The sequence below is a fragment of the Serratia sp. K-E0102 genome, assembly GCF_029962625.1.
Classification (GTDB): Bacteria; Pseudomonadota; Gammaproteobacteria; order Enterobacterales; family Enterobacteriaceae; genus Serratia; species Serratia sarumanii.
Genome location: NZ_CP124754.1, coordinates 2,750,676 through 2,776,840 on the forward strand (window position 1 = coordinate 2,750,676; position 26,165 = coordinate 2,776,840).

At 59.3% G+C, this 26,165-nt stretch carries 16 protein-coding genes; 2 read left to right on the forward strand and 14 right to left on the reverse strand.

The window, feature by feature from the left end:
• The first annotated feature begins 65 nt into the window (after positions 1 to 65).
• The gene (locus SSARUM2_RS13185; protein WP_060452612.1) at positions 66 to 2,000 is read left to right on the forward strand and encodes an exoribonuclease II; all 1,935 of its coding nucleotides are present in this window, start codon (positions 66 to 68) and stop codon (positions 1,998 to 2,000) included.
• A gap of 75 nt (positions 2,001 to 2,075) precedes the next feature.
• Here SSARUM2_RS13185 and SSARUM2_RS13190 read toward each other — a convergent pair whose 3' ends face one another.
• Both SSARUM2_RS13190 and SSARUM2_RS13195 read right to left on the reverse strand, forming a co-directional pair.
• Positions 2,076 to 3,386, reverse strand: coding sequence for an MFS transporter (locus SSARUM2_RS13190; protein ID WP_039565906.1), 1,311 nt, complete (start codon positions 3,384 to 3,386; stop codon positions 2,076 to 2,078).
• Positions 3,387 to 3,416: 30 nt separating this feature from the next.
• Positions 3,417 to 4,580, reverse strand: coding sequence for a M20 aminoacylase family protein (locus tag SSARUM2_RS13195; protein ID WP_060452611.1), 1,164 nt, complete (start codon positions 4,578 to 4,580; stop codon positions 3,417 to 3,419).
• A gap of 385 nt (positions 4,581 to 4,965) precedes the next feature.
• On the opposite strand from SSARUM2_RS13195, the gene SSARUM2_RS13200 reads away from it, so the two are divergent.
• Positions 4,966 to 7,032 (forward strand): carbon starvation CstA family protein, encoded by a 2,067-nt coding sequence (locus SSARUM2_RS13200; RefSeq protein WP_033653036.1) that lies wholly within the window; start codon positions 4,966 to 4,968, stop codon positions 7,030 to 7,032.
• A gap of 62 nt (positions 7,033 to 7,094) precedes the next feature.
• Here the strand turns inward: SSARUM2_RS13200 and SSARUM2_RS13205 are convergent, their stop codons facing one another.
• The 12 genes from SSARUM2_RS13205 to fsa all read right to left on the reverse strand — a co-directional run bounded on the left by SSARUM2_RS13205 (position 7,095) and on the right by fsa (position 26,050).
• Positions 7,095 to 7,406 carry a hypothetical protein gene (locus SSARUM2_RS13205; RefSeq protein ID WP_060438598.1) on the reverse strand — a complete coding sequence of 104 codons (312 nt, stop codon included), beginning with the start codon at positions 7,404 to 7,406 and terminating at the stop codon, positions 7,095 to 7,097.
• A gap of 174 nt (positions 7,407 to 7,580) precedes the next feature.
• Entirely contained in the window at positions 7,581 to 7,934 is a 354-nt protein-coding gene (locus SSARUM2_RS13210; protein ID WP_072008382.1) for an immunity 8 family protein, read from the reverse strand.
• Positions 7,935 to 8,387: 453 nt separating this feature from the next.
• Positions 8,388 to 8,780: a hypothetical protein gene (locus SSARUM2_RS13220; protein ID WP_125460731.1), complete on the reverse strand. Its 393-nt coding sequence runs from the start codon at positions 8,778 to 8,780 to the stop codon at positions 8,388 to 8,390.
• Positions 8,777 to 9,022 carry a hypothetical protein gene (locus tag SSARUM2_RS13225; RefSeq protein WP_060452609.1) on the reverse strand — a complete coding sequence of 82 codons (246 nt, stop codon included), beginning with the start codon at positions 9,020 to 9,022 and terminating at the stop codon, positions 8,777 to 8,779. The genes SSARUM2_RS13220 and SSARUM2_RS13225 overlap by 4 nt, the downstream gene beginning before the upstream one ends.
• An 87-nt stretch (positions 9,023 to 9,109) precedes the next feature.
• Entirely contained in the window at positions 9,110 to 9,484 is a 375-nt protein-coding gene (locus SSARUM2_RS13230) for a hypothetical protein (RefSeq protein ID WP_060438597.1), read from the reverse strand.
• A gap of 175 nt (positions 9,485 to 9,659) precedes the next feature.
• The gene (locus SSARUM2_RS13235; RefSeq protein WP_060421284.1) at positions 9,660 to 10,073 is read right to left on the reverse strand and encodes an Imm63 family immunity protein; all 414 of its coding nucleotides are present in this window, start codon (positions 10,071 to 10,073) and stop codon (positions 9,660 to 9,662) included.
• 1 nt (position 10,074) lies between these two features.
• Positions 10,075 to 11,478 (reverse strand): glycohydrolase toxin TNT-related protein, encoded by a 1,404-nt coding sequence (locus SSARUM2_RS13240; RefSeq protein WP_060438596.1) that lies wholly within the window; start codon positions 11,476 to 11,478, stop codon positions 10,075 to 10,077.
• A gap of 83 nt (positions 11,479 to 11,561) precedes the next feature.
• On the reverse strand, positions 11,562 to 11,987 hold the full coding sequence (locus SSARUM2_RS13245; RefSeq protein WP_060438595.1) for a hypothetical protein: 426 nt from the start codon (positions 11,985 to 11,987) through the stop codon (positions 11,562 to 11,564).
• A gap of 40 nt (positions 11,988 to 12,027) precedes the next feature.
• On the reverse strand, positions 12,028 to 12,393 hold the full coding sequence (locus SSARUM2_RS13250; RefSeq protein WP_125460730.1) for a hypothetical protein: 366 nt from the start codon (positions 12,391 to 12,393) through the stop codon (positions 12,028 to 12,030).
• The gene (locus SSARUM2_RS13255; RefSeq protein ID WP_120150968.1) at positions 12,390 to 23,327 is read right to left on the reverse strand and encodes a hemagglutinin repeat-containing protein; all 10,938 of its coding nucleotides are present in this window, start codon (positions 23,325 to 23,327) and stop codon (positions 12,390 to 12,392) included. The genes SSARUM2_RS13250 and SSARUM2_RS13255 overlap by 4 nt, the downstream gene beginning before the upstream one ends.
• Before the next feature lie 67 nt (positions 23,328 to 23,394).
• Positions 23,395 to 24,999, reverse strand: a complete 1,605-nt coding sequence (locus tag SSARUM2_RS13260) for a ShlB/FhaC/HecB family hemolysin secretion/activation protein (protein ID WP_225369030.1) — start codon at positions 24,997 to 24,999, stop codon at positions 23,395 to 23,397.
• A 385-nt stretch (positions 25,000 to 25,384) separates the two neighbouring features.
• Positions 25,385 to 26,050 (reverse strand): fructose-6-phosphate aldolase, encoded by a 666-nt coding sequence (gene fsa, locus SSARUM2_RS13265; RefSeq protein WP_033647546.1) that lies wholly within the window; start codon positions 26,048 to 26,050, stop codon positions 25,385 to 25,387.
• Positions 26,051 to 26,165 lie beyond the last annotated feature (115 nt).

Consider the following 26,165-nt stretch of genomic DNA (forward strand, 5'->3'; position numbering starts at 1 on the left):
GCGGGTGATTCGCGTAAAACTGTCAGCCGCAAATCTTGCCACTCACAACCCATTCACTGGACGATATGTTTCAAGATAACCCGCTGCTGGCGCAGCTTAAACAGCAACTTCACTCTCAAACCCCGCGCGTTGAAGGCGTCGTGAAAGGGACTGAGAAAGGCTTTGGCTTTCTTGAAGTAGACGGTCAAAAAAGTTACTTCATTCCGCCGCCGTACATGAAGAAAGTCATGCACGGGGATCGCATTATCGCCACCCTGCACACCGAGAAAGAGCGCGAAATCGCCGAGCCGGAAACCCTGGTCGAGCCGTTCCTGTCGCGCTTTGTCGGCCGCGTGCAAAAGCGCGACGACCGTCTGTCCATCGTGCCCGATCATCCGTTGCTGAAAGAGGCGATTCCGTGCCGCCCGGTGCGTGAATTGACCCACAACTTCCAGGCCGGCGACTGGGCGGTGGCGGAAATGCGCCGTCATCCGCTGAAAGGCGATCGCGGCTTCAACGCCGATCTGACCCAGTTTATCACCAACGGTGAAGACCATTTCGCCCCGTGGTGGGTGACGCTGGCGCGTCACAACCTGGAAAAAGAGGCGCCGGAGATGCTGGCTCTCAGCAAGCCGGCCGCCGCGTCGGCGCGTGAAGATCTGACCGCGCTCGAATTCGTCACCATCGACAGCGCCAGCACCGAAGACATGGACGATGCGCTGTACGTGACCGACAACGGCGACGGTTCACTGCAGTTGACCATCGCCATCGCCGATCCGACCGCCTACGTCGAACAAGGCAGCAAGCTGGACGATATCGCCCGCGTGCGCGCCTTCACCAACTACCTGCCTGGCTTCAACATCCCGATGTTGCCGCGCGATCTGTCGGACAACCTGTGCTCGCTGCGCCCTAACGAGCGCCGCCAGGTGCTGGCTTGCCGCGTGACCATCGCCGCCGACGGCGCGCTGGGCGAAGATATTCAGTTCTTCGCCGCCGAGATCGAATCCAAAGCCAAGCTGGTATACGACGAAGTGTCCGACTGGCTGGAAGGCATTGCCGGCTGGCAGCCGCCGAGCGACGCCATCGCACAGCAGGTAGCCCTGCTGAAACGCGTTTGCGACGCGCGCAACGCCTGGCGCCACCAGCATGCGCTGGTGTTTAAAGATCGCCCGGACTACCGCTTCGTGCTGGGTGAAAAAGGCGACGTGCTGGAGATCGTTACCGAGCAGCGCCGCAGCGCTAACCGCATCGTTGAAGAGTGCATGATCGCCGCCAACGTCTGCGCCGCCATCGTGCTGCGCGATCGCCTGGGCTTCGGCGTGTACAACGTGCACACCGGTTTCGATCCTGCGCTGGTCGAGCAAGCGGTCACCGTATTGCAGGCCAACGGCGTGGAAGCCGAAGCCGACAAGCTGCTGACCCTCGACGGTTTCTGCGAACTGCGCCGCCACCTGGACGCGCAGCCGACCCAGTTCCTCGACAGCCGCATCCGCCGCTTCCAGACCTTCGCGGAGATCAGCACCACGCCGGGGCCACACTTCGGTCTGGGGCTGGAGGCTTACGCCACCTGGACATCGCCGATCCGTAAGTACGGCGATATGGTCAACCATCGCCTGCTGAAGGCGATCATCAACCAGCAGCCGGCGGAAAAACCGCAGGATGACGTGACGGTACAGCTGGCGGAGCGCCGCCGCCTCAACCGCATGGCGGAGCGCGACGTCGGCGACTGGTTGTACGCTCGCTTCCTGCAGGACAAGGCCGGTACCGATACCCGCTTCAACGCCGAGATCATCGACGTGACCCGCGGCGGCCTGCGCGTGCGCCTGCTGGACAACGGCGCGGTTGCCTTCATTCCGGCGCCGTTTATTCACGCGGTGCGCGACGAGATGCAGTGCAGCCAGGAAACCGGCACCGTGCAGATCAAGGGTGAAGTGGTTTACCGCCAGAGCGACACCTTGCAGGTCACCATCGCCGAAGTGCGCATGGAAACCCGCAGCGTGATCGCCCGCCCTGCGGCCTGAACGCCAACCTGAAACGGTAGCAGCGCCAAACGCCGACGGTGAAAACCGCCGGCGTTTTTTTTCGCCTCATTCCGGCTAGCGCAGCGGCTCGCCGCCGGTTTCGCGCAGCAGCGGCAGTACCGCCAGCGAAGCCAGCGTCGCCAGCATCAAATAGACGGCGGGCGCCAGCAGCGAGCCGCTCAGCGCGATCGACTGCGAGGCGATGTACTGGGCAAAACCGCCGAAGATCGCCACCCCGAGGCTGTAGACCAACGCAAACCCCAAAGCGCGAATGCGCTGCGGGAACAGCTCCGAAATCATCAGCATGGTCGGCACCGAACCGAGCGTGGTCAACCCGACCAGCAGCGCGACAATCAGCAACAGCACCGCCGGATGCGGCACCGCGCTCAGCCACCAAAACGCCGGCAGGGCCACGATCAGAATCGCGATCCGCGACCAACGGATCAGCGGCAGGCGGCCGTAACGATCGCACCAGTGCCCGACCAGCAGGCTGCCGCCGAAGGTGACAAGCCCCGCCAGCAGCATCGCGGCATAGCCGTAGGCCTGCGCCATCCCCAAGTATTTCACCGCGTAGGTGCCGAGATAATACATCGAGATGTAAGTGGCGACGGTGGCGCCGATGGTCAGCATCACGCCGAGCACCACCGCCCGCGAGTGCTTGCGCAACTGCGCGGGTGGCTCGTGCGCCCGCGGCACCGACGGCCGATCGCTCTCCAGCCCGAGACGCAGCCAGCAACCGAGCGGCGCCAACGCCACGCCGATAAAGAAAGGAATACGCCATCCCCACTCGGCCATGGCGTTCGGCTCGCCGGAAAGCACCGGCAAGGCCGCGCTGAGCGCCAGCGCGGTGACGCCGCCAACCACGGTGGCGATGCCCTGCGTCGCCAACGACCAGCTGGAATAGAAGCCGCGCCGGTTGGGCGGCGCCGACTCCACCAGCAACGACATCGACGCCCCTACTTCGCCGCCCGCCGCCACGCCCTGGATCAGGCGCGCCGCTACCAAGGTGACGGTTCCCCAGTAGCCGGCGCTGGCGTAGGTCGGCGCAAAGCCGATCATCGCCGTGCCCAGGCTCATCAAGGAAATCGTCAGGATCATCGCCGGTTTGCGGCCGCAGCGATCGGCATAGGCGCCAATCAGAATGCCGCCCAGCGGCCGCATGAAGAAGCTGACGCCAAACGTCGCGAACGCCAACAGCAATGCCAAATGCGGATCGCTGGACGGTGGAAAGAACAATACGCTGATGTAAATAACGAAGAAGTTATAAATACCGAAGTCGAAAAACTCCAGCGCATTACCGAAAGAGGCGGCGAATATGACCTTTTTGCCGCTGGCGTTCGGAGCCGATATTATTGCCGTTTGAGTTTCAGCCGTATTTTCACTCATCATTATCTTCCCTGTTATTATTTTTCGCGTTTATTTTAAATACGCTTCCGCCAACGCTGCCCAATAATGGCTGCCGGCCGCCAGACAGCCGTCGTTAAAGTCATATCCCGGGTTATGCACCATGCAGCTGCCTTCGCCATCGCCGTTGCCGATGATCAGGTAACAGCCCTGCGGGTGCGCATCGAGCATGAAGGCGAAATCTTCGCTGCCCATCAGCGGCCGGGCGCCATAGTGCACGCGGGCGGCGCCGAACTGCTGTTCCGCCACGCGGTGGGCGAAACGGGTCATCCCTTCGTCGTTGATCAGCACCGGCGTGCCGTTAACATGTTCCACCACCGCGTGAGCGCCGAAGCTTGCCGCCTGCGCCTCGATCAGCGCCGGAATGCGCGCCAGCAAGGTTGCGCGCGCCTGGCGATCCAGCGAGCGCACGCTGAGCTTCATCTCCGCGCTGTCCGGGATCACGTTGGCCGCCTCACCGGCCTTGATGCTGCCGACGGTGATCACCGCCGCTTCCAGCGGATCGATATTGCGCGAGACGATGCTCTGCAGGGAAACGGTGATATGCGAGGCCACCAGCACCGGATCGATCGTCAGCTGCGGGATGGCTCCGTGGCCGCCACGCCCCTGCACCCGCACGTTGAACTGATCCATCGAGGCCATAAACGGGCCGTGCTGGAAGAAGAACTCACCGAGCGGCATGCCCGGCATGTTGTGCATGGCGAAGATGGCGTCGCAGGGGAAGCGCTCGAACAGCCCCTGTTCCACCATGCGCGCGCCGCCGTTCAGCATCTCTTCCGCCGGTTGGAAAATCAGGTGCAGCGTGCCGTTGAAGTTGCGCGTATGCGCCAGGTAACGGGCGGCGCCGAGCAGCATGGTGGTATGGCCGTCATGGCCGCAGGCGTGCATGCGGTTGGCCACGCTGCTGCTCCAGGGTTTGCCGGTGTTCTCCTCGATCGGCAAGGCATCCATATCGGCGCGCAGCCCGAGGCTTTTCACGCCGTCGCCCGCCCGCAGCGTGCCCACCACGCCGGTGCCCGCCAATCCGCGGTGCACCTCATAACCCCACGAACTCAGATAATCCGCGACCAGATCGCTGGTACGAAACTCTTCGAAACCCAATTCGGGGTGCTGATGAATATCGTGCCGAATAGCCGTGAGCTGCGGTAAATACCCTTCGATGATTTTATTTATCATAATTACATTCCTTTCGTGATTTTATTATTTATTTGGTGAATGAATAAACCTGGGGGTGAAAATAAAGGTATAACACGGCATGAATAATTTTATTTCGGCTCGCCTCGACAGATAAAATAATAATCCGCCAGACGCCGTATCCAGATAAAAAACGACAATGATTCGCTGTACGCGCCGCGAAAATGCAGAATGAATAACTGCCCGGGATTCTGTGGGCGGCAGCCTGCGCCAACGCTGTTTCATCACTTTGTTTTTACACTAAAACCCCACCTGCTTCACATTTCTCATCCGACCTGCCGCGGTTCAGCGGCAAAACTTCTACTGTTAAAACGTCATTCCAAATAACAACGTCGATTTTTACCTCTGTACGCCAAGGAGTTGTTTCATGAAAAACATCAGGTCCGGACTTATCTGGCTGCTGGTGGCGTTGGTCGGCGCCTTCGCCTTCGCCATGCTGGCGCTCAGCCGCGGCGAACACGTCAACGCCGTCTGGCTGGTGGTCGCCGCCGTCGCCTGCTACAGCATCGCCTACCGCTTCTACAGCCGGTTTATTGCCGACAAGGTCTTTGAACTGGACGACCGCCGTCTGACCCCGGCCGAACGCCGCAACGACGGCCTGGACTATGTGCCCACCAACAAATGGGTGCTGTTCGGCCACCACTTCGCCGCCATCGCCGGCGCCGGGCCGCTGGTGGGGCCGATTCTGGCCGCGCAGATGGGCTTCCTGCCGGGGACCATCTGGATCCTGGTCGGCGTCATGCTGGCCGGCGCGGTGCAGGATTTCCTGGTGCTGTTCATTTCCACGCGCCGCGACGGGCGTTCGCTGGGGGAAATGGCCAAGCAAGAGTTGGGCGCCTTCGCCGGGGTGATCACCATGCTCGGCGCGCTGGGGGTGATGATCATCATCCTGTCGGCGCTGGCGCTGGTGGTGGTAAAAGCGCTGGCCGACAGCCCCTGGGGGCTGTTCACCATCGCCGCCACCATCCCGATCGCGCTGTTCATGGGCATCTACATGCGTTTTATCCGGCCGGGCAAAATCGCTGAAATTTCGGTGATCGGCTTCGTGCTGATGCTGCTGGCGATCATTTACGGCGGCAACGTGGCGCAAGATCCCTACTGGGGGCCGTTCTTCACGCTGCACGGCACCACCCTGACCTGGGTGCTGGTGATCTACGGCTTCGTCGCTTCGGTGCTGCCGGTGTGGCTGCTGCTGGCGCCGCGCGACTACCTTTCCACCTTTATGAAAATCGGCGTCATCATCGGCCTGGCCATCGGCATCGTCTTCGCCATGCCGGAGATGAAAATGCCGGCGGTCTCGCGCTTCATCGACGGCAGCGGCCCGGTGTTCGCCGGCGCCCTGTTCCCGTTCCTGTTCATCACCATCGCCTGCGGCGCCATTTCCGGCTTCCACGCGCTGGTCTCCAGCGGCACTACGCCCAAGTTGGTGGAGCGCGAAAGCCACATCCGCTTTATCGGTTACGGCGCCATGTTGATGGAGTCTTTCGTCGCCATCATGGCGCTGATCTGCGCCTCGGTGCTGGATCCGGGGGTTTACTTCGCCATGAACTCACCGGCGGCGCTAATCGGCACCACGGTGGAAAATGCTTCGCAGGTCATCAACAGCTGGGGCTTTATCGTCACGCCGGAAACGCTGGCGCTGATCGCCAAAGAGGTGGGTGAGAACTCCATCCTGTCGCGCGCCGGCGGCGCCCCGACCTTCGCCGTGGGCATGGCACACATCATCAGCGAGGTGTTCAACAGCCGGGCGATGATGGCCTTCTGGTACCACTTCGCCATTCTGTTCGAAGCGCTGTTCATTCTGACCGCCGTCGACGCCGGCACCCGCGCCTGCCGCTTTATGGTGCAGGATCTGGTGGGCGTGGCGGTACCGCAGCTGGCCAACAACCGTTCGTGGTTCGGCAACCTGGCGGGCACCACGGTGGCGGTGGCCGGCTGGGGCTTCTTCGTGTATCAGGGCGTGGTCGATCCGCTGGGCGGCATCAATACCCTGTGGCCGCTGTTCGGCATCGGCAACCAGATGCTGGCGTCAATGGCGCTGATCCTCGGCACCGTGGTGCTGTTCAAGATGAAAAAACAGCGTTACGCCTGGGTCACCATTCTGCCGACCGCCTGGCTGTTCGTCACCTCCATGACCGCCGGCTGGCAGAAGATCTTCCATGAGAAACCGAGCATCGGCTTCCTGGCGCAGGCGAAGAAATTTTCCACCGGCATCGAGCAAGGCACGATCATTGCGCCGGCCAAATCGCTGAAAGACATGGAAACCATCGTATTCAGCAACCAAATCAACGCCGCGCTGTGCGGGTTCTTTATGCTGGTGGCGGTGACCATGCTGATCGCCGCCTTCTTCGCGATCCGCCGGGCGTTGCGCTCCGAACAGCCGACGACGCATGAGGTCAGCGCCGCGCTGCGGGAGGAGACCGGCCGCGGCTGAGTCTCGCCGTTAGGAGAAACGGCCGGCCTCTTGAGCAGTGCGCTGCTTAAGGGGTTGGGCCGTTAACGGACGACAGTTTGTCTGAAGATGTCGCCCCTAGGAATATTGTCTTCACCGACCCGCTTCTTGATTTCCGTCGCCAGGTACGGCGAGGCGCCGCTTGCCAGGTTATTGCCCGCCAGCGCCGTCAGCGCCCCCGTCACCGCCTGCGCCGCCTTCTGCAGGTCGCTGCCGGTGCCGTATTGCCGCATCGTGTTGTCGTATGCCCGCTGCATCACCGCCGCATCGTTCGTCGGTTTACCGCTCTTCTCAAGCTGCTCCCTGGCCTGCGCCTTCAGCCCGGCGATATCGCCCTGCGTGCGAATCACGTCCATCGCCTGGCCGCCAATCTCGCCGATAAGCTGCGCCTGCTTGAGCCGGTTTTGCTCCTTCTCCTTGTTGAATATCGGGCTGATGCTGCCGTCGTTGGCATGCTCGGTATCCCGGTTCAGCTGCTGTTTGCCGGTGTCGCGGACTATCAGCGCTCCCTCACTAACATCGGATTTTGCTTATGGTTGGTAATCCTCATATTCCCAAGCAAAAACACGAGAGAGTTTCTGAGCAATCTCCATCCAGTCACTACCTTCACACTGGTCAATATAATCCGTGATGGTTTTGGTGATCTCATCAAGATCGTACTTTCGAACCAACAGAGTATGACGTATCAGCTCAGGCACCCAGCGATTCTTACAAAGCCATTCAGGAGTGCAAATTAACACTTGATAATCATGCCCTCCGACCTCATTTTCAGGACCGATACATAAGTTGACCCATAATCCAAAACAATCAATCTCATCAGGTTGATAAGTTTCTGGAGTGAATTCTGCTGAGTAAACACCTAAAGATTTAAGCTCACCTTTCATTGAGTTATCACCATGTGCGCACTGCCTGTTTTTTGACCATCTTTTAATGTTTCAAATGTTGGTGGCGCCTTGTGCTGCACCTCTGTCTCCCAGCAGCAAGCCGGCGGCGGCGTTTTTCGCCTCAGCAGACGCGATCACTACACTCGAGTTTACCCCGGTCCTCATGACAACTGACGTTTCAGCATCACATACTCTGGATCACCACCGTCACCGATAAGACCACCTGGCGCGAACTCTGCCAGGCCAGCCAACAGCGGCAAGATTTGGGGGCCGACCAGGCGCGAGAGAACGGCGAGCAGGTTATCGCTGGCGACTGGCTAAGTCAGCCCGGGATCACCGAGGCGGAACACCTGGAGGTCTCTGCTGCGCCCGGTGTGATCCGGTTGCGGCGGCGAGAAGTGGGAGGATTTAGAGATTAGAAGCACAACCCCGGTCAAGACCGGGGTTACTGTTTTAATTCAGAAGATCCATTGAAACATTGCCTGTATCAAAGAACTCTTTAAAGATCCTGACAACAAGATCAAAGTCCTTAGTAAGCTGCCGCTTCGGCCAGTAATTACCAAGAATCATGACATTTTCCCCAGAAGAAGAAGTTTGATCCCATATAGACCTTACATCGCTCCCAGACTCATCATATTCAAGCAAAGTCACCAGATAAAAGCCATTCTCTGCCTCAACACTGAGTCTTTCAGGCCCAACTTCTGGAGCATTAATGATCCTAATATTTACACTACCACTACTATTCTTCAAAAGATTTAAAAAATCGAGCACATCGGGCCATAAAGGGGACTCATTTCTGGCATATTTCTCACCAGCCAATAGACACGAAAGTTCATAATTCATCATTTTGCCGGCCCTCGGTTCTCTATTTTTTTCATCCCTTGCTGCCAAAAAAGAACGTTACCAGTTGCTTCTTCGTATATCGTCAGTGACTTTAATCCGGCCTTTTCTGCCATAGTTCTTACATCACTCAGACAGTAGTTACATACTTCCTTACCAGCTACACTCATCGCCATTTCACGCCCTTGAGTCATTCCTTTATCAAAGGCTTGCTGAATCACACCTATTTCTGCATGAGCGGTGCCCATATTTCCATTAGGGTAATTTTTATCAGGCCGCTTCAGGTACTGACGAGTAAAAAGAGCCCTGCACCAAGGCCGGGCTATAATATACTGCTAATCCTTTATACCTAGACGGATTATCTCCGTTGGAAATAGAGGCTGCAATATCAATTCGTTATTAAAAATGAACATTTTAGGAGACAAAGCTGTAACATCATAAATATTTTCAGCAACCAACATTAGGTTAGCTCTAAAAATAGGAATGTTAATATCATCCACAAAAACGAACACATCATAACTTTTATTATAATTATCAGATACAAGATCATTTATATCTTCATAATCGGAATACTTAAATTCAGACCATAGTAAGTTCCCATTAGCAAAGGGATATTTATACAAAACATCAAGAGCATCCTTCTCTCTCTGACCTTCAAGCACTTCGAAATCAGCACTGAGAGCTTCTTTACATTCATCAAATAGAGTCATTTCTCTACCACTGTAACTGACTGACATTGCTGGTGACCTCCACGAAGCGCTCGCTGCTTTGCTAGACGAAGTCGATGCCGGTCTATCTACCAGCACTGTTAGTCAACTAAAAGCGGAGTCGCGGGCTCAACTACCGCCGACTTTAGTCGGCGGAATTGGCCGGGATTTTGTTACTTTAATTTAAAGTATCTATATACGGATTTTTAGTGAGGATATCATCAATTTCATGCTGAGCCTTTAATCTCCACTCATCACTAATAATCCCCATAAGATCAAGTACTTTATTGAACGCAATTCGCCGCCCATCTCTGTTCTCAACACGATTTTCCAGTTCATATTGAAAGGCTACTTTATAAATGAAGTCAGACATAATCCAATAAAACAGCTCATCTTTTGAACTCGTTGTTTTTCTAAAAAACTCTACCCCTCTCTCTGCATATACATAATTGTACAAACCACCATCATAGGAAATATGTGGCCTACCATCACCAGGTGATGATGAAAAAATGTGCAAATCACTTGCAGGAATCCCGACACTCGCCCCTAGGTCATTAATTTTTCTTTGTATTTCAGAAAAAGAGAGCAGCATATTACTTTATCTCCCGTAGATATCCATTTTTCACCAGCCAGTCAACATTTACTCGTTCTTGCATGTTGGGTAATATTTGGACACCTCCACCTGGCTGACCAAAAGCAGGAGCAATTTCTCCTTGTATTGCAGGCAAAGGTTTTATTACCTCATACTCATAATATTTTTCAGCTTTAGCACCAGGCGCAAGGGCCCGTTGTTCGTAAGGTGTCCCTTTCGGTGCAAGGAAAGAACCATTGGGCTCTCCATATCTATCCAAACGAGTACCTACTGGGATTGTAGTTTTGACAGGATCACCTTCAAATCCCAAATTCTTAGGCCAATCCCATCCCCCATTAGCATTCTTGAATTGGTCATAGTAAGAATACCCGCCTGCCTCAACATCAGTAATAGCACTTGAACTATTAGGGTTACCAGATGGTGTTTTAAGATTTGGTGAGTCAATTTTGCCAACCACTTTTGCTGCAATTTTCTCTGTGAGAGCTGTCCCCACTTTTGCAACACCAACGCCACCTGCAACAGCACCAATCAGATCAGACACTAGTTTACCGGCTTCAACACCCGCGTTATACGCACCACTTGCGCCAGCTTTCTGGTACTCCGACTCCATCAAGTTGATGCGATCAATGTAGTTTTGCTTAACGGCATCCGACATTGTGCTAAAGATGTCATCGCTCGATATCAGTTGCTTGATTGCATCATAAGCCGCAGCAGGATCACTGATGGATTTCGATAAACTCTCGACAGAGTCGTAGAGCCCTTGAGGAACACCAACTAACATGCCTGCACTGTAAGCGGTATCTTGCCCCAGACTGATAGCATCCCATTTGGCACCCACTTGCAATTGACAGGACACATTGCCTTTACAAGCATCAAACTCTTTATCTCTATCTGAGCGCTGTTGATTGCTCAGATAGTTATTCTCCACCGCATTCTTCCCAGCCTGCCCGCCGGTCACCGCTCCCGCAGTATCTCCCGTCGCCAGCCCGCCTGCAAGCCCTGCGGCCAACTGGCTCAGCGCGCTCACCTGCTGCTTCTCGCTTTCGCTCAGCTGCTCTTTCGTTTTGCCCGGGAACAGCTGCCCGGCAATGTAGCGCGCCGCCAGTTCACCGCCCCCCGCGCCCAGTCCCCCTGCCGTGGCCGACTGGTTGTTCAACTGCGCCGTCACCGCCCCCAGTACAGCGTGCGCCATTGTGTTGGCAGCAACGTCGACTTCACCGGTCAGCGGATTGGTGGTCAGTTTCTTGATTTCCGTCGCCAGATACGGCGAGGCGCCGCTCGCCAGCGCGCCCGCCAGGTTATTGCCCGCCAGTGCCGTCAGCGCCCCCGTTACCGCCTGCGCCGCCTTCTGCAGGTCGCTGCCGGTGCCGTATTGCCGCATCGCGTTGTCGTATGCCCGCTGCATCACCGCCGCATCGTTCGTCGGTTTGCCGCTCTTCTCAAGTTGTTCCCTGGCCTGCGCCAGCGCCGCCGGGTCTTTCTGCGCCTTCAGCCCGGCGATATCTCCCTGCGTGCGGGAATGACATCCATCGCCTGGCCGCCAATCTCCCCAATCAACTGCGCCTGTTTGAGCCGGTTCTGCTCCTTCTCCTTGTTGAATATCGTGCTGATGCTGCCGTCGTTGGCATGCTCGGTATCCCAGTTCAGCTGCGCCACATCCTGCTGCTGTTTGCCGGTGTCGCGGACTATCAGCGTACCTTCGCTAACCCCGGCCTTCGTCGTGCCCTCGGCGTGCCCGCTGTGGTTGGCGCCCGACAGCATGCCGCCGGCCATGTTGGTCAGCAGATCCTTGACCACCGGCCCGCCGGTGCTAAAGCTGCCGCCGCTGTGCGTTGCGCTGTAGTCCGCCTGGTTGTGGATGTCCGTCCAGCCCAGCGTGCCGGTATCGAGGCGGCTCTGTCCTTTGCCTACCATGCTTGAAACAAAGATCCCGGCCAAATTGCTGGAAACTTTGCTACTTGATAGGGCAATTATAATGCGCAGGTATTTGATAATGCTCTGGTATATCAGGCCAATCTGAAGATCTCAATAAAGAATCCGCATCCTCTTTAAATGCATCAAAAAAACTTGATAAATTCATTGAGTACACTCTGATATATACTAGTGCCGCTTGTATTGCGACCTTATCATCATCCAAGCTCGCCTTTACCAAAAACTCTTTTGCATTTCCAAGCAATTCAAGTTGACGATGGAATGAAGCACATTGTTGAGCTTTATAATCAACCAAAAGATCACTCTCATTTATTGGTTTTTTTGGCATTATCTTCGATAACTGAAGATAAATGTCTTTTAACTCATCAAAATTAATTTCTTTAATCATTTAGGTAATTTCCGTCCTTCAGTAGCAGCACTTTTTGTTTTATCTACATTAACTGAGCCATCCAGATTTAAAACAACTCTAAAGTTACCTTTGCTATCAAAAACTTCAAGATGATTTTTATGGCTAGCATCCAGATAAAATTGATCTCCCTTACGGATCTCATCACTGATGTTACTAGAAGCTTTATAAACTGTTTGTCCTTGATAAATTTTGCTAGTTTTCTGTGAACTATCTTTTGCCAAGACACCAAAACCAGCCTGCTTAAAGAACTCCCCCATATTTCCGACAGAGCCAGCATTAGGAACATATGGAACTTTCTTACCTGGAAGGATGATTCCAGCAATCAACCCTCCTGTTGCTTCCAGCGCTGCCTGATTCCCTTCAGATGCCTGAACTAACGTGTCTTTCACCGCTGACCAGGTTTCACTTTGCATCAGGGCAGTAACGGTATCCGCCACTGCCTGATTCTTCCCGGCCAGGTCGCTCATCGCCTTGCTGCAGTAGCTGTCGCCCGCAGCACATGAAGCCAGTGCCATTGCAGCATCAGCGGCGTAGTCCGCCGAGCCTAGTGCAGCATCACCTGTATCAGCAAGGCCATTGATAATGGCGTTCGCGATAGCAGAAGTGGTGCCTTTACCCAGCTTTTCCCTAACCTGATTTTTCAGAGACTCGGCGGCCTGTTTAACAGACTCCCGCGCCTTATCTCCTGACAACGAGTTATTCTCTACCGCATTCTTCCCTGCCTGCCCGCCGGTCACCGCTCCCGCAGTATCCCCCGTCGCCAGCCCGCCTGCAAGCCCTGCGGCCAGCTGGCTCAGCGCGCTCACCTGCTGTTTCTCGCTTTCGCTCAGCTGCTGCGCCGTCTTGCCCGGGAACAGCTGCCCGGCAATGTAGCGCGCCGCCAGTTCACCGCCCCCCGCGCCCAGTCCCCCTGCCGCGGCCGACTGGTTGTTCAACTGCGCCGTCACCGCGCCCAGCACTGCATGCGCCATTGTGTTGGCAGCAACGTCGACTTCACCGGTCAGCGGATTGGTGGTCAGTTTCTTGATTTCCGTCGCCAGATACGGCGAGGCACCGCTCGCCAGTGCGCCCGCCAGGTTATTGCCCGCCAGTGCCGTCAGCGCCCCCGTTACCGCCTGCGCCGCCTTCTGCAGGTCGCTGCCGGTGCCGTATTGCCGCATCGCGTTGTCGTATGCCCGCTGCATCACCTCCGCATCGTTCGTCGGTTTACCGCTCTTCTCAAGCTGCTCCCTGGCCTGCGCCAGCGCCGCCGGGTCTTTCTGCGCCTTCAGCCCGGCGATATCCCCCTGCGTGCGGATGACGTCCATCGCCTGGCCGCCAATCTCGACGATAAGCTGCGCCTGTTTGAGCCGGTTTTGCTCCTTCTCCTTGTTGAATATCGGGCTGATGCTGCCGGCGTTGGCATGCTCGGTATCCCGGTTCAGCTGCGCCACATCCTGCTGCTGTTTGCCGGTGTCGCGAACTATCAGCGTACCTTCGCTAACCCCGGCCTTTGTCGTGCCCTCGGCGTGCCCGCTGTGGTTGGCGCCCGACAGCATGCCGCCGGCCATGTTGGTCAGCAGATCCTTGCCCACCGGCCCGCCGGTGCTGAATGACCCGCCGCTGTGCGTCGCGCTGTAGTCCGCCTGGTTGTGGATGTCCGTCCAGCCCAGCGTGCCGGTATCGAGGCGGTTTTTCTCCTTGTCAGCTTGGCTTGCAATCACAGCGCCGTCGAGCTGGGTATGTTCTTTGACCTTGACGTCATACCCGCCTTTGCCGGCAAACAGCCCGGTCTGCTCTTTTACCGAGTCGAAGTTGCTGTGCAGTTTGTCCTTACTGGCGCTAAAATTCGCCGAGCCGCTGCCGGCGCCGATCGGCACGCTGATCCCGCCGCTCATCTGGGTCTGCCTGGCGTCATAGCGGTCGCTGTCCTGCTGGCTTTCCAGCGCCAGGTTACGGCCCACGTCGACGGTGACCTTTTCTCCGCTGGCCTGCGCGCCGGTAAGCCGGGTGTCGCGGCCGCTGGTCACCTTGAGATTACTGCCGGCATCCAGGGTGGTTTCGGCATGCGTCAGGCCGTTGCCGTTCTCATGCCCCTTGCCGGCATTGACGCCGGCCGAGACGCTGATGCCATAACCGCCAGAGCCTGCGCCGATGCCGACACCGACGTTGCCGCCTTTGCTGCTGTTTTTGCCGACGGTGCTTTCGCGGTTCTGCGCCGACTGCAGGGTAATGTCCCGCGCCGCATCGAGCGACAGATCTTTGCCCGCTTTCAGCTGGCTGCCGGTGACGACGATATCGCCACTTTGCGCGTTGTGGTTCTTGCCGCTCGCCGTTATCGACAGGTTTTGCCCGGCGGTGAGCGTGCTGCCCTGCGACTGGTGGCTGTCGGTGCGGGTTTCGCTTTTCGACGACTGACTGCCGTAGGAGGCGCTGATGCCCACTGTGTTGGTGGCACCTTGCGCCGCACCTTCGTCCCCCGGCTGTAAACCGGCGGCGGCGTTTTTTGCCTCCGCCGAGGCGGTCAGCGCATTATCCCGCTCCCAGGCCTGTGCAGCCTGCACGCCGGACAGCGCCGCCTTGGTGTTTTGCAGCGCGTTCAGGCGCCCATCGCCTTCTTTTCGCGCCTGCTGCGCCGAGCTGACGGCGGTGTTGAGCGCGCCGCCCACGGTGCCCGACAATGCCACGCTTAGGCCGCTCTGCTTCTGCTCGTAGGTCTCTTTACGCGTGCGCGCATCAACGCCGGGATCGATAGTCACGCTGTCGCCGGTAAGAGCCAGATCCTTGGCCGCTACCAGATCGGCGCCGCCGATGTGCAGTTGGTTGCCCGCCGTGACGTTGACGCTGCCCTGGCTGCTGCCGACGGTGCTGACGCTTTGGCTTTGGGTCCGGCCTTTCTCGTCGATTTCGTGTTTGCTCGACTGTTTGCCAATGGTGAAGCCGATGCCGCCGCTGCTCAGCAGGCCGCTTTTTTTCTTCTCTTCCAGCCGGTAATGCGTGTCGGTCTCGGTGGCCGCGCCGATGTCGACGTTACGGCCTGCCTGCAGGTTCACGTCCTGGTCGGCGGCAATGGCCGAGCCGGTGACCGTCAGATCGTTGCCGGCGCTGACGCTGACGCTGTTGCCGCTGAGCAGGCTGCCTTTCTCGCGTGTGGTGGCGTCATGCGCCACGCTGTGGCTGCTGCTTTTTTTCAGGAAACCTTTTTTCTGTGACCGCTCTTCACTGAGGGCCGACTCGCGTTCGGTGGCGGTATTGAGGGTCACATCCTGCTTCGCCTGCAGGGCGATGGCGCCCTGGTCGCTGTGCAGGGTGCTTGCCGTGGCGATGATGCTGCCGTCCTGCGCTACCACCGTGACGCCGCCCTGCCCGCTGAGGGTGCTGCCCACCACGTTTTCCCGTAGGACTTCTTCGGCGCGCTCACCTCTGGTTTTCCGGCCGCGACTTTCCTCGTTGGAGACGCGATGCTCGCTGTCGGTGGTGTGGTTAAGGATCACATCGTTTTTCGCCTGCAGGGCGATGGCGCCCTGGTCGCTGTGCAGGGTGCTGCCGGTGACCGTGACGTCGCCTTCACGCCCGATCACGGTCACGCCCTCGCGCCCGTTGAAGGTGCTGCCGGTGCTGATTTCGCGCCCGGTTTGTTCGATGCGATGGCTTTTGGTTTTGCCCTCGCGTTTGTTTTCGCTGTCCTGGTCCTGCGTGCGGGTGCGCGCGTCTTTAATGGTCACGTCCCGCGCGCTGACGCCAATACGCCCCTCTTTACTGTCAATCTGCGCGCCTTCGGCCAACAGGCGGTTGCCCGCCACCAGGGTGACGCCCTGGTCTCCGCCGAGTGCGCTTACTGTCAGGCGCTCTTCCTGGCGGTCGTTACTGACTGATGAAGTACGGCTGTTGGCGTCCAGGTGCGTGGTATTGGTGGTGCTTTCGGCCCTGATGTTGATATCGCCGCCGGCCTGCACGCGGGTGCTGCCGGCGACGCTGGCCTGGCTGCCCGTGAACGTGACGTCTCGCCCGGCATTGAGCGAGAGGTTGCCGCCAGCGTTAAGCTGACTCCCCAGAGCCTGCTGCCATTCGCCGCTGACGTGCGCCATCCGGGAGCCTGCCGCTTCCGTGCCGCCGCGGGTGCGGTTACCCATTGAACCGGAGATAACCTCAAGATCGGCGGTATGGCTGCTTTTCGCGGCGGTGATGGTCAGATCGTTACGCGCGCTCAGGCTGAGCGTATCGGTCGCATCCAGTTTCGCTCCGGTGAGCGTGATATCGGTGCCGCGCAGGCGAATGTCGCCGGCGCTCATGGTCGCCTGGCGCAGCGCGTCCTGCAGGTTAGTGCTCATGGCCAGACTGTCTGCCTGCACGTCAATGCTGCCTGCCCTGACGTCGCCGCCCTGATGCAGGAACTGCCCGGCGTCAACCGTCAGGGCTTTTTCGGCAAACAGGTTGCCGGCATTGGTGATGCTGTTTGCCGAGAGTTGCAGGTCACCGCCGCCAATTAGCGCGCCATCGCCGGTCAGGCGCAGCGTAGTCTGTGCCAGATACACCTTCGGCACCCACACCGTTTGCGGGCCGCCTTCCGTTTGCACCGTCTCGCTCACCAGCCAGACGATATCCTGTTGCAGCGCCGCAATCTGCTCCGGCGTCAACGCCACGCCCGGCACCAGATGGAAGTCCTGGGCGACTTTGCTGCCATTGTTCATCAGTTGCTGGTACTGCTCCATCGCATCCCAGCCCTTGACGGACGGTTTGCCGGTCAGCGCCAGCACCTGCTCGCGCACCAGACGCTGCTCGTAAAAACCGTCCCCCAGGCGCTTATGGGCCTGCGCGGGGTCATACCCTACGCGCTCGAGCATGTAGTCGCTGCTGATAAAGTTGTCGCGGCGGGTAAAGCGTTCATCGGTTACCACCAGGAACGGGCTGCCGATCGCCGTATGTTGACTAAACAAGCCGTTATTGGGGATGGCGGTGGCCACATTGCCCAGATGCTGTAACTGCGTCAGCGCCAGCTCAGACGGCAGCAGTGGGCGCCCCAGCGGCGAGGACGGCGTGGCGCCCGGTCTTGTCATTTGCTCGCCCGGCGCCAGCGTCGTATCGCCGTCAGGTCGGGCAGCGCCCTCTACCGTGAAGGCCAGCGGATTGCGCTCAAGCTCGGCGCGTTCGGCATCTACCGCCTTTAACGCCGCATCAAGTTGACTGATTTGCGCCTGATTGACCGTGGTGTTGGTGATGCGGGCTCCGTTGATGGTGACCGTGCCATTGCCGGTGATCACCCCGTCAACGGTCGCCAGCGCCGTGGTTTCGTCCCGGTTGAACGTGGGGTACCAGTGATGCGTGTCCTTGTCATAATGGTCAACGATAGCCGCCTGACGCCGCTCGTTAACCGAGTAACCGCGGTTGTCCACGCTGCCGCCGCCGTCCTGCTTCAGGTTGCCGTTGGCCGTAATGACGCTGGCGTCATTGAGCAACGTTCCCGTGATGCGCAGCACCATGTTGCCGCCGGCCAGAATACGCGCGCCGATCCCCTCACTCACCAGCTTATCGCGCGTCACCGTGCCGCTCTCGGTACGTTCGCGGAAGTTGTTGTAATCGGTGATGAACGGCGCGCTGTCGATATCGACATGCTTTTCGGGATCCCAGGTCATCACCTGCGTCCAGTCGTGCTCCCAATGGAAGCCGTTTTGATAAGGCGTCGGGATGGTCGCCAGCTGATTGCCCCCACGCGTTTCATAGAACGTCATCGCATAGCTGCCATCGGCATTCGGCTTGAGCGCCAGGTAGTTGACCCACAGGTCGGTCAATTGGCCCTTATTGTCCTTGACCCGTACCTGTGCGCGCTTGCCCGCCGCATCAATGGCCAGCAGTGTGCCGTAGCGGTTGGTTTGCGCCGCCGCGTCATCCTGATAGGTCAGCTGCTGGGTGGTCGGTGCCATGGTGCTTTTATCGGGATTGACCTTTGAACCGTAGGAGCGCCAGTAGTAGTTGTAGCGGTGCCATTTGTAGTCGCTCTTCTCGGCGTTACGCTCAATCACCAGCCCTTCGCGCAGGTTGTTCAGGCGACGCGCTTCCACGGTGGCGTCACCGTCCGCTTCGATAAAGCTGGCCCGGTTTTCAATCAGGTCATCGCTGTGCAGGTGCAGACGGTCGGCGCTGTAAATCAGCGCGCCCTCCCGGTTGGTCAGCCGCTCACCGGCCTGCACCGTCAGGCTGTGGGTCGCCGCCATCACCGCAGGCGCACCGTGGTTGTCGATAATGCGCCCGTTCACGGTGATGTCGTCGCCCATCAGCGCCGCGGCGTTGTCCAGGGTATCGACGTTCAGCGTCATGCTGTCCGCCTCAAGACGCCCGGTGTTTTGCAAGGCTCCGGTCGTCAGCTGCAGCGTTTTGCCCACCAGCGCCGCCGGATTGGTGATGCTGGCAGCATGGAGCGCCAGCTTGCCGGGCAGCAACCAATCCGCCAGGTTGGTAAAGGCGCCGCTCAGAGAGAACGTCACCGTACCGTTACTGCTGATCGTTTCGCCGGCCTGATGGATGTAGTCCTGCTGCGCGGACAGCGTCAACGCCTGCAGCCCCAGCAGGGTACCGTTCTGATTATCCAAGGTACGCGCATGCAAGGTAAGTTGCCCGGCGCTCTCCACTCGCCCGCCCTGGTTGAGCAGCGCCAGCGGCGAGTCGGTCCGTGACCGGTCAGTATTGATATTGAGGTTGCCGTTGGCCAGGATCCGCCCCTGGCGGTTGTCCAGCTGCGTTACCCCCGAGAGGGTCATCTGGCCGCTACTCTGCAGGCGGCCTGCGGTATTGTCGATATCACGAGAGGTGATATCGGTGCGCGTGGTGCCCAGTATCAACCCGCCATCGCGATTGTTCAGGCGCTCGGCCTGCACATCCAGTTCCGCCTGGCTGCTGAGCGTGCCCTGACCGCTGTTATCGAGCGTCCCGGCCTTGAGCGCCAGCCCCTGGGTTGACACTAATTGCCCACCCCGGTTGTTGACCTGCGCCCCCTCAAGCGTGAGCGCGTCGCCGCTGTGCACCTTGCCATGCTGATTGTTAAGCCGGTCGAGTCGGTAGGTGCCCGCCCCCTGACTGATGAGCGTACCACCGGTATTATCCAGTTGCTTTGATGCCACCGTGATGCCGCCGCGGCTGCTGAGTACGCCGCGTGTATTATTGATACCGGCGGCCGACACCTCTTGCCCGCCATTGCTGCGCACTGCACCGCCGGTATTTTCCAGCAAACCAAGAATGCGCAGCGCCACGCGTTGCTGGCCGTCTATCGTCCCGCCGGCATTATTCAGCGCCTGCGCATCAAACGTCAGCGCATCGCCGCCCTGTATTTTCCCGCCGCGGTTGTCCAGCCCGCCGTTCAAATTGAGCCGCAGCTGCTTCTGGCTGTAGAGTTGCCCCGCCTGGACGTTATCAAGGCTGCGGGCGGCGATAGTCAGCGCCTGGCCCGCCAGCCATTCGCCGCCGGTGTTATTGATGGCGCCGGCGTGCTCGCCGTCAGCGGCCCCTTGTACGGTCAGTTGCCCCTGCGCCGAGACCTTACCGCTGCGGTTATCGATATCCTGTTTGATGCGCAGCGCCAGGTTTTGCGCCGATTGCATCACGCCCCGGGCGTTATCCAACCAGTCAGCCGTAAGCTGTGTTTCCTGCCGGCTCTGTACGCTGCCCTGCGTATTGTCAAAACCGCCGCTGATGGCCCGCCAGCTCCCCAGGCTGCCCATCCAGCCCTGCGTGTTGACGATATCCTGTGCCTGCAACACCTGAGACGATTGACTGAAAACTCGCCCCTGGCGGTTATCCAGTTTGCCGGTGAACTGCATGTCCAGGCTATCCAGCGCGTTGATGGCGCCCTGAGCATTGAGCAGACTGGCGGCGCGCACCTGCGTGCGGCCATTGCCGGTCAAGGTGCCGTTTTGGTTATCCCAGCCCCCCGCCAGATTCAGAGAAAGCGCCTGGCCGCCCAGCACCACCCCTGCGGCGCGGTTGGTCAACTGGCCTCCCTGCAGAGACAGATCGCCGCCGCTCTGCAGGGAGCCGCCGTCATTATCGAACAGGCTGGCTGCTCCGCCGTTAACGGCAAGGGCCTGCTGCGCGGTCAGTTTGCCGGAACGGTTGAGGATATTGCCTGTCGCATCCAGCGTCAGGCCTCCGCCGGACTGCAGCCGCCCGCCGGTATTGTCGAGCGACTGCGCGTTGGCGGTGACCTGCCGGCCACCTTGTGCGGTGCCGCCCTGATTGTCCCAATCGCCATCGGTGTTGACGGCGAGTGCGCTGCCGCCTTCAAGCCAGCCGGCGGCGTTGCTCAACCCTTGCTTCGCCGTCAGGTTCGCATCCTGCCTGGCGACCACCTTGCCCTGAGCGTTATCGAGGCGCTGCGCCGTTAGCGTGAGCGACTCGCCGCTGATTTCCCCCTCGCGGTTGCCAAGCACGCCCGACGCAGTGAGAGAGAGTCTCTGCCCGCCCAGCAGCTTGCCGGCCTCGTTGTGGATGTCTCGCGCTGACACCGTGGTTTGCCCATTCCCCTGCACCCTACCGTGATGATTGCTCAGCTCGCCCTCACTGCTCACCGTCAGCATCTCATCGGCGCCCAGCAGCCCCTGCGTGTTGTCCAGCCCCTGACGGGCATGCAGGTTAAGCCGTTGTCGGCCAATCACCTTGCCCTGCGTGTTGTCGAGACGGTCAGACTGCACCGTCAGCACCGTGGCACTGATTTCGCCGCCGCGGTTGGTGGCGTTGCCCGAGGTCTGCAGGGTTGATGCATGGCCTGAAAGCAGCTTACCGCCGTCGTTGTTGAGATTGCTCGCCGTTGCCGTCACGGCCGTTTCGCCTTGCGCCGTGCCGCCACGGTTGTCCCAGTCGCCGGCGTGCACATTCAGCGCCTTGCCGGCGCCAATCAGGCCGTGTTGGTTATCCAGGCGGCCGGCCGTCATTTCGAGATTTCCCTGGCCGATGACCTGCCCCTGCGCGTTATCCAGCCGTTGTACCGCCAGACGCACGTCATCGCCGCTCAGGGTGCCGGACTGGTTATTCAGATCGCTACCTGCCTCAAGCGTCAGGCCGTTCCCCGCCAGCAGATTGCCCCCGGCATTATTCACCGCGCCATCAACATGGAGCGTGAGCCCCGCCTGGGTTTTTATCGTGCCGCGCTGGTTATCGAGGCGGCCGGCGTCGAGGCGAAGCGCTCCGTTGCTGCCCATCGTGCCACCGCCATTGTCGAGCAGGCCACCCACTCGCCAGTGCTGCGCCGTTTCCCCCAACGCCACCAGGCGACCGCGCTGATTGACTAACTGACCGGCCGAAAGCCGGAGGCTCTGCGTCTCGATGGTGCCGTCACTGTTATCCAGCGCGCCTGCCAGGGTGAAACGGCTCTCACCGTCACCGGTCTGAGACCAGGTAGCCTGTTGGTTGAACAGGTTGTCAGCATCGACCGCCCAGCGCCCGGCCTTGACCTTGGCCTGCTGCGCATCCACATTTCCCTTCGTGCTCACGGCCAGCTCACCGCTGTCTACGGTGGACTGGCGCAAGGCCACGCCGCCCTCGCGGGCCGCCAGCGCGGTGCGGCCGGCCGCAACCTGCGCGCCGCTGATATCCACCCGGCGCCCGGACGCGTTGACGTTCTTTTTACCGAGCAGACTGCCACTGGCGCGGATATCGCCCTGGCTATCAAGCTGCAGATTGGCATCATGGACCAGCGCGCTTTCGACATTACTGCCCGCCAGCAGGTGGCCGCTGCTTTGGATGCCGCGCGCGGCGTTCAGGTGCACATTCCCGGCCGCCGCCAGCGTACCGGACTGCGTCAACATTCCCTCGCGACTCTCTATGGCCAGTTGCCCACCGCTGTACACTTTGCCGTGCGTCTCGATGTCGCCTTTTGCCGCCAATTGAATATCGCCGCCGGCCTGGGTGGCCGCATCCGGCGCATCAGAGCGCCAACTGAGCTTGCCTTCGCTGCTCACGGTGAGCGTTTTGCCCGCCCGGACCTGTCCGCCCTGGTTACGCACGCCGACGCCGGCTTCGGTGCCGATCATGCGGATACTGCCGCTGTACATGCCACCCATCTGCCCCATGTCGATGGCAAGCTCAGGCCTGGCACTGCCGTCGTCCGAAAGCGGCGCGGCGGTTTTGCCGTCCGCGCTCACGCGGTTACGACCGGCCACCACCGACACGCCTTCTTTAGCCCAGACGCCGGCGTTGACCTCCACCGCGCGCGCCAGAATGTCGACGTACTCGGTATCATGACGGGTATCGCCGTTGAGCCCACCGCCCTCGATGCGCACCACGCCGCGCTCGACCTGGTAGCCCGCCACGCTGCCATCGGCGTTCAGTTGCGGTTTGCCGGTGGTCAGCGTCATGCGCCCAGCGTTGATGGTGCCGCAGCCGTTGCAGACAATGCCGGCGGGGTTGGCCACAATCACCTGCGCCTTGCCGCCGGCCACTTCCATAAAACCGCGCAGCTGGCTGGGATTGTTGCTGTTGACTTCGTTGAGGATGACGCGAGCCGGCGCGGAATTGGGATTGAGATTAGGGTTACCCTGGATCATCCCGGCCATCTGGGTCGCGGTCATCACCGCCGAGTTGTTGAGGATGGCGCCTTTGGCGTCAACGTCAAACTGCTGATACTGATTATGTGAGACCCCAGCCTGGTTGGGGGCGGTGATGTTGACCTGCGGCAAGCCGTTCTGGGTAGTGATGACCTCCGGCCGCTGGGAAGGATTGGCACCGCCGTCCGCGACAATGCCGTCTGCCATGACGGGGCCGGCGAACATCAACAGCCCAAGCAGCCACACTGACCGACGCACGGTGACCCACAGACGACTTCCACCTGTTATTCCTGAACCGATGCGCTGCCCCGGCTCGCTGCTGCAGCTGCGGGCCAGTTCGGACACCACCCGCAACTCCCCGTGGGTGCGGCTGAAGATAAGGCGATAGCAATGTTTGTTCATAGGTCACATCCGTGAGAAAAGTCAGTCCGTTCAGATCAGCGCAGCAACGCTGCCGGTATCGCGATGTTCAGATTTCCAGATTTACGCTAAAACCCGCGGTCGCGCCGGAGGTATGGAACCCCGCAGGCTTGTAGAGCGGAACGCCGGCAAACAGGTCATAGCTGAATCGCGCCCACAGCGCGCCGCGCACGCCGAGCGCGCTGCCCGCCAATTGATGGCCAACCAAGTGGCGAGTGTTTGGGCCGTCCACCCGGCCGTAGTCGGCGGCCAGATACAATTCATGCCCGCGAGAAAACACGTTCCAGGCGATTTCATTGCGCCATAGCAGGCCCTTTTCGCCGGACAGCATCTGTTCGCCGTCAAAGCCACGCACCGTGTAACGCCCGGCAATGGCCATCCGCTCCTGCGGCGTCAGCGCGTTCGGGCTCCACTGCCCCCTTACGCTGGTATACACCCGCCAGGGCTGATCGCCCCAGGAGAACGGCTGATTGATGCCCAGGTCGCCGAGCAAAATGCCGGTACGTGCGCTGCCTTCATGACGCGACTCTTCCGGGGCAGGCAGGGCATTGAATGCGCCGGTGCCGCGGCGCCAGTTGATATTGGCGTCCAGCGTAGTGGTACCGTAGTAGCTGCGCTGATTCAGCCCCAGCTCCCAGCCGGCGGTCCGACGTTTTTGCGACACAATATCAACGTTGTCCACGGCGTTAGTCGAGTGCTTGCGGTAGCCGCGCAGGTTGAGCGTTAACTTGTGCGACTGGTCGCGGTACAGCAACCGGGAGACGGTCAACTGAATGTTGTCGCTCTTGCCGCTGTAGCGCAGCACCTCATTGGCGTTGGGGATGTTCTGGTGATAGGTGTAGTCGTTGTAATTGGCCGAGAAAGCCCAATATCCCACCGGGAAAAAGTAGTTCAGCGTATGTGAACGGTTGCCGAACGGCCCGTGCTGAAACACATCCTTGCCGATGTTGGCGTAAAACAGGTCATTCTGTGCAAACGGCGCATCGATAGCCAGAGTGGCCGAACCGAGATAACGCCCGGTACTTTTGGAGCCGCTGTCGTCCAGCCCCAGGCTGAGCCGCACCGGGCGCCCTTCGTGCCAGTTGACCTGCAGGTCACTGGTTCCGTCCTCGGCGCCGGGTACGATTTTAATATCGGCATTGGCGCTGGGCACCCGCCTGAAGTTCTCCAGCCCCTGTTCGATATCGCGCAGGCTGAGAATATCGCCGCGTGAGGCCGGAATAGCGTTCCACAGCCGCCCACGCCAGGAGACCGGCTCCTCAAAGCGGATCTCACCGATACGCCCCGGCTGCAGCGTCAGCGCCAACACGCCCGTGGTCAAGTCCTGCTCCTGCGCCATCACGCGTGTGGTGACATAGCCCTTGGCCAGTATGGCGTTTTGCACCTTGTTGATGGCAAGCACAATGCCCTGGCTACCCAGACAGCGGCCCCTGGTATCCGCCGCGGCGTTCAACGCCCATTGAAAGCGATCGGCAGACTCGCCGACCAACGTTAGCCGATTGATGATGAAGCAAGGGCGTTCATCGGTTGGGTAATCGGGCAGCACAACGTCGGGACGGGAAAGGCGCGCATCGGCCTGTGGGGCATTTTGCTGTTGCAGGGCGCGTTCGCGCTCCTGCTGGCGCTGCTGTTCGCGGGCATCAATGGACGCCATTCCATCGCTGGTAGACGCCGAAGCGGAAAACAGGGGTACAACGCCGATCAATAATCCCGACAGCCCGCAGCGGATAGAATAAAGTAAAGCACGAGCAGTATCTGAATCTGAGCGCATCCTTGGCTCCTCACCGTTACTTATAGTTATTTATTTGGTCAAAATCATAAGTTAAGTAAATTAATGTAAATAAACTTACTCTGGGGCGAATTATGAGCTTCGAGGGGGAAAAATCAACAGCTTTATGGCACTGCGATTCACAAAACCATAAGGGAGGCGGCGGGCATGCGAAGAATGGCGAAACGGCGGGAGGATGACGCCATGATGCGCCATCCTTTAAAATTAATTGTCGATCGGGAGGAGAATCAGTAAACGAGACGGACAGCTATCAGCCCAGCAAATTGCTGCCGAACGCCCCCTGCCAATCCTGTTCGAATTTCTCGACCGCGGCCTGCACCGCCGGCGCGCTCAGGAACTGCTCCGCCACATCCACCGGCAGCGTGATCGCCTGGCAACCCGCCAACAAGCATTCCAGCGCCTGGCGCGGCGTCTTGAAGCTGGCGGCCAGCACCTGCGCCGACGGCGCGTGCAGGCTCAGCAGCTGCTGCAGCTCGTGCACCATTTCGATGCCGTCGCCGCCCTGCGCGTCCACCCGATTGACGTAAGGCGCCACGTATTCCGCCCCGGCCAAGGCCGCCAGCAGCCCCTGCCCGGCGCCGTATACCGCCGTGCCCAGCGTCGGGATGGACATCGTTTTAAGCTTCTTGATCGCCGCCAGCCCCTCGGCGGTTGCGGGGATCTTGACCACCAACCCCGGTACGCGCTGGCTGAGCAGCGCGGCCTCCGCCACCATGCGCTCCGCATCGGCCGCCATCACCTGCGCGAACAGCTTGCCGGTGCCGCCGAGGGCGTCGCGCAGCGCGGGCAGCACTTCCCAGATCGGCTTGCCTTCCTTCGCCACGATGCTTGGGTTGGTGGTGACGCCGTGCAGCGGCAGAATGCGCGCCAGGCGTTTTACCGCCGTCACATCGGCGGTATCGAGATAAAGCTCCATCACGGACTCCTGTGTCATGTTCTGTGGGCGGATTCAAACTCTGATCATCATAGGGCAAAAACCCCGCCAACCTTTGACCAAAATCAATCCAACTTTCATTCGAAACATTTTTAAT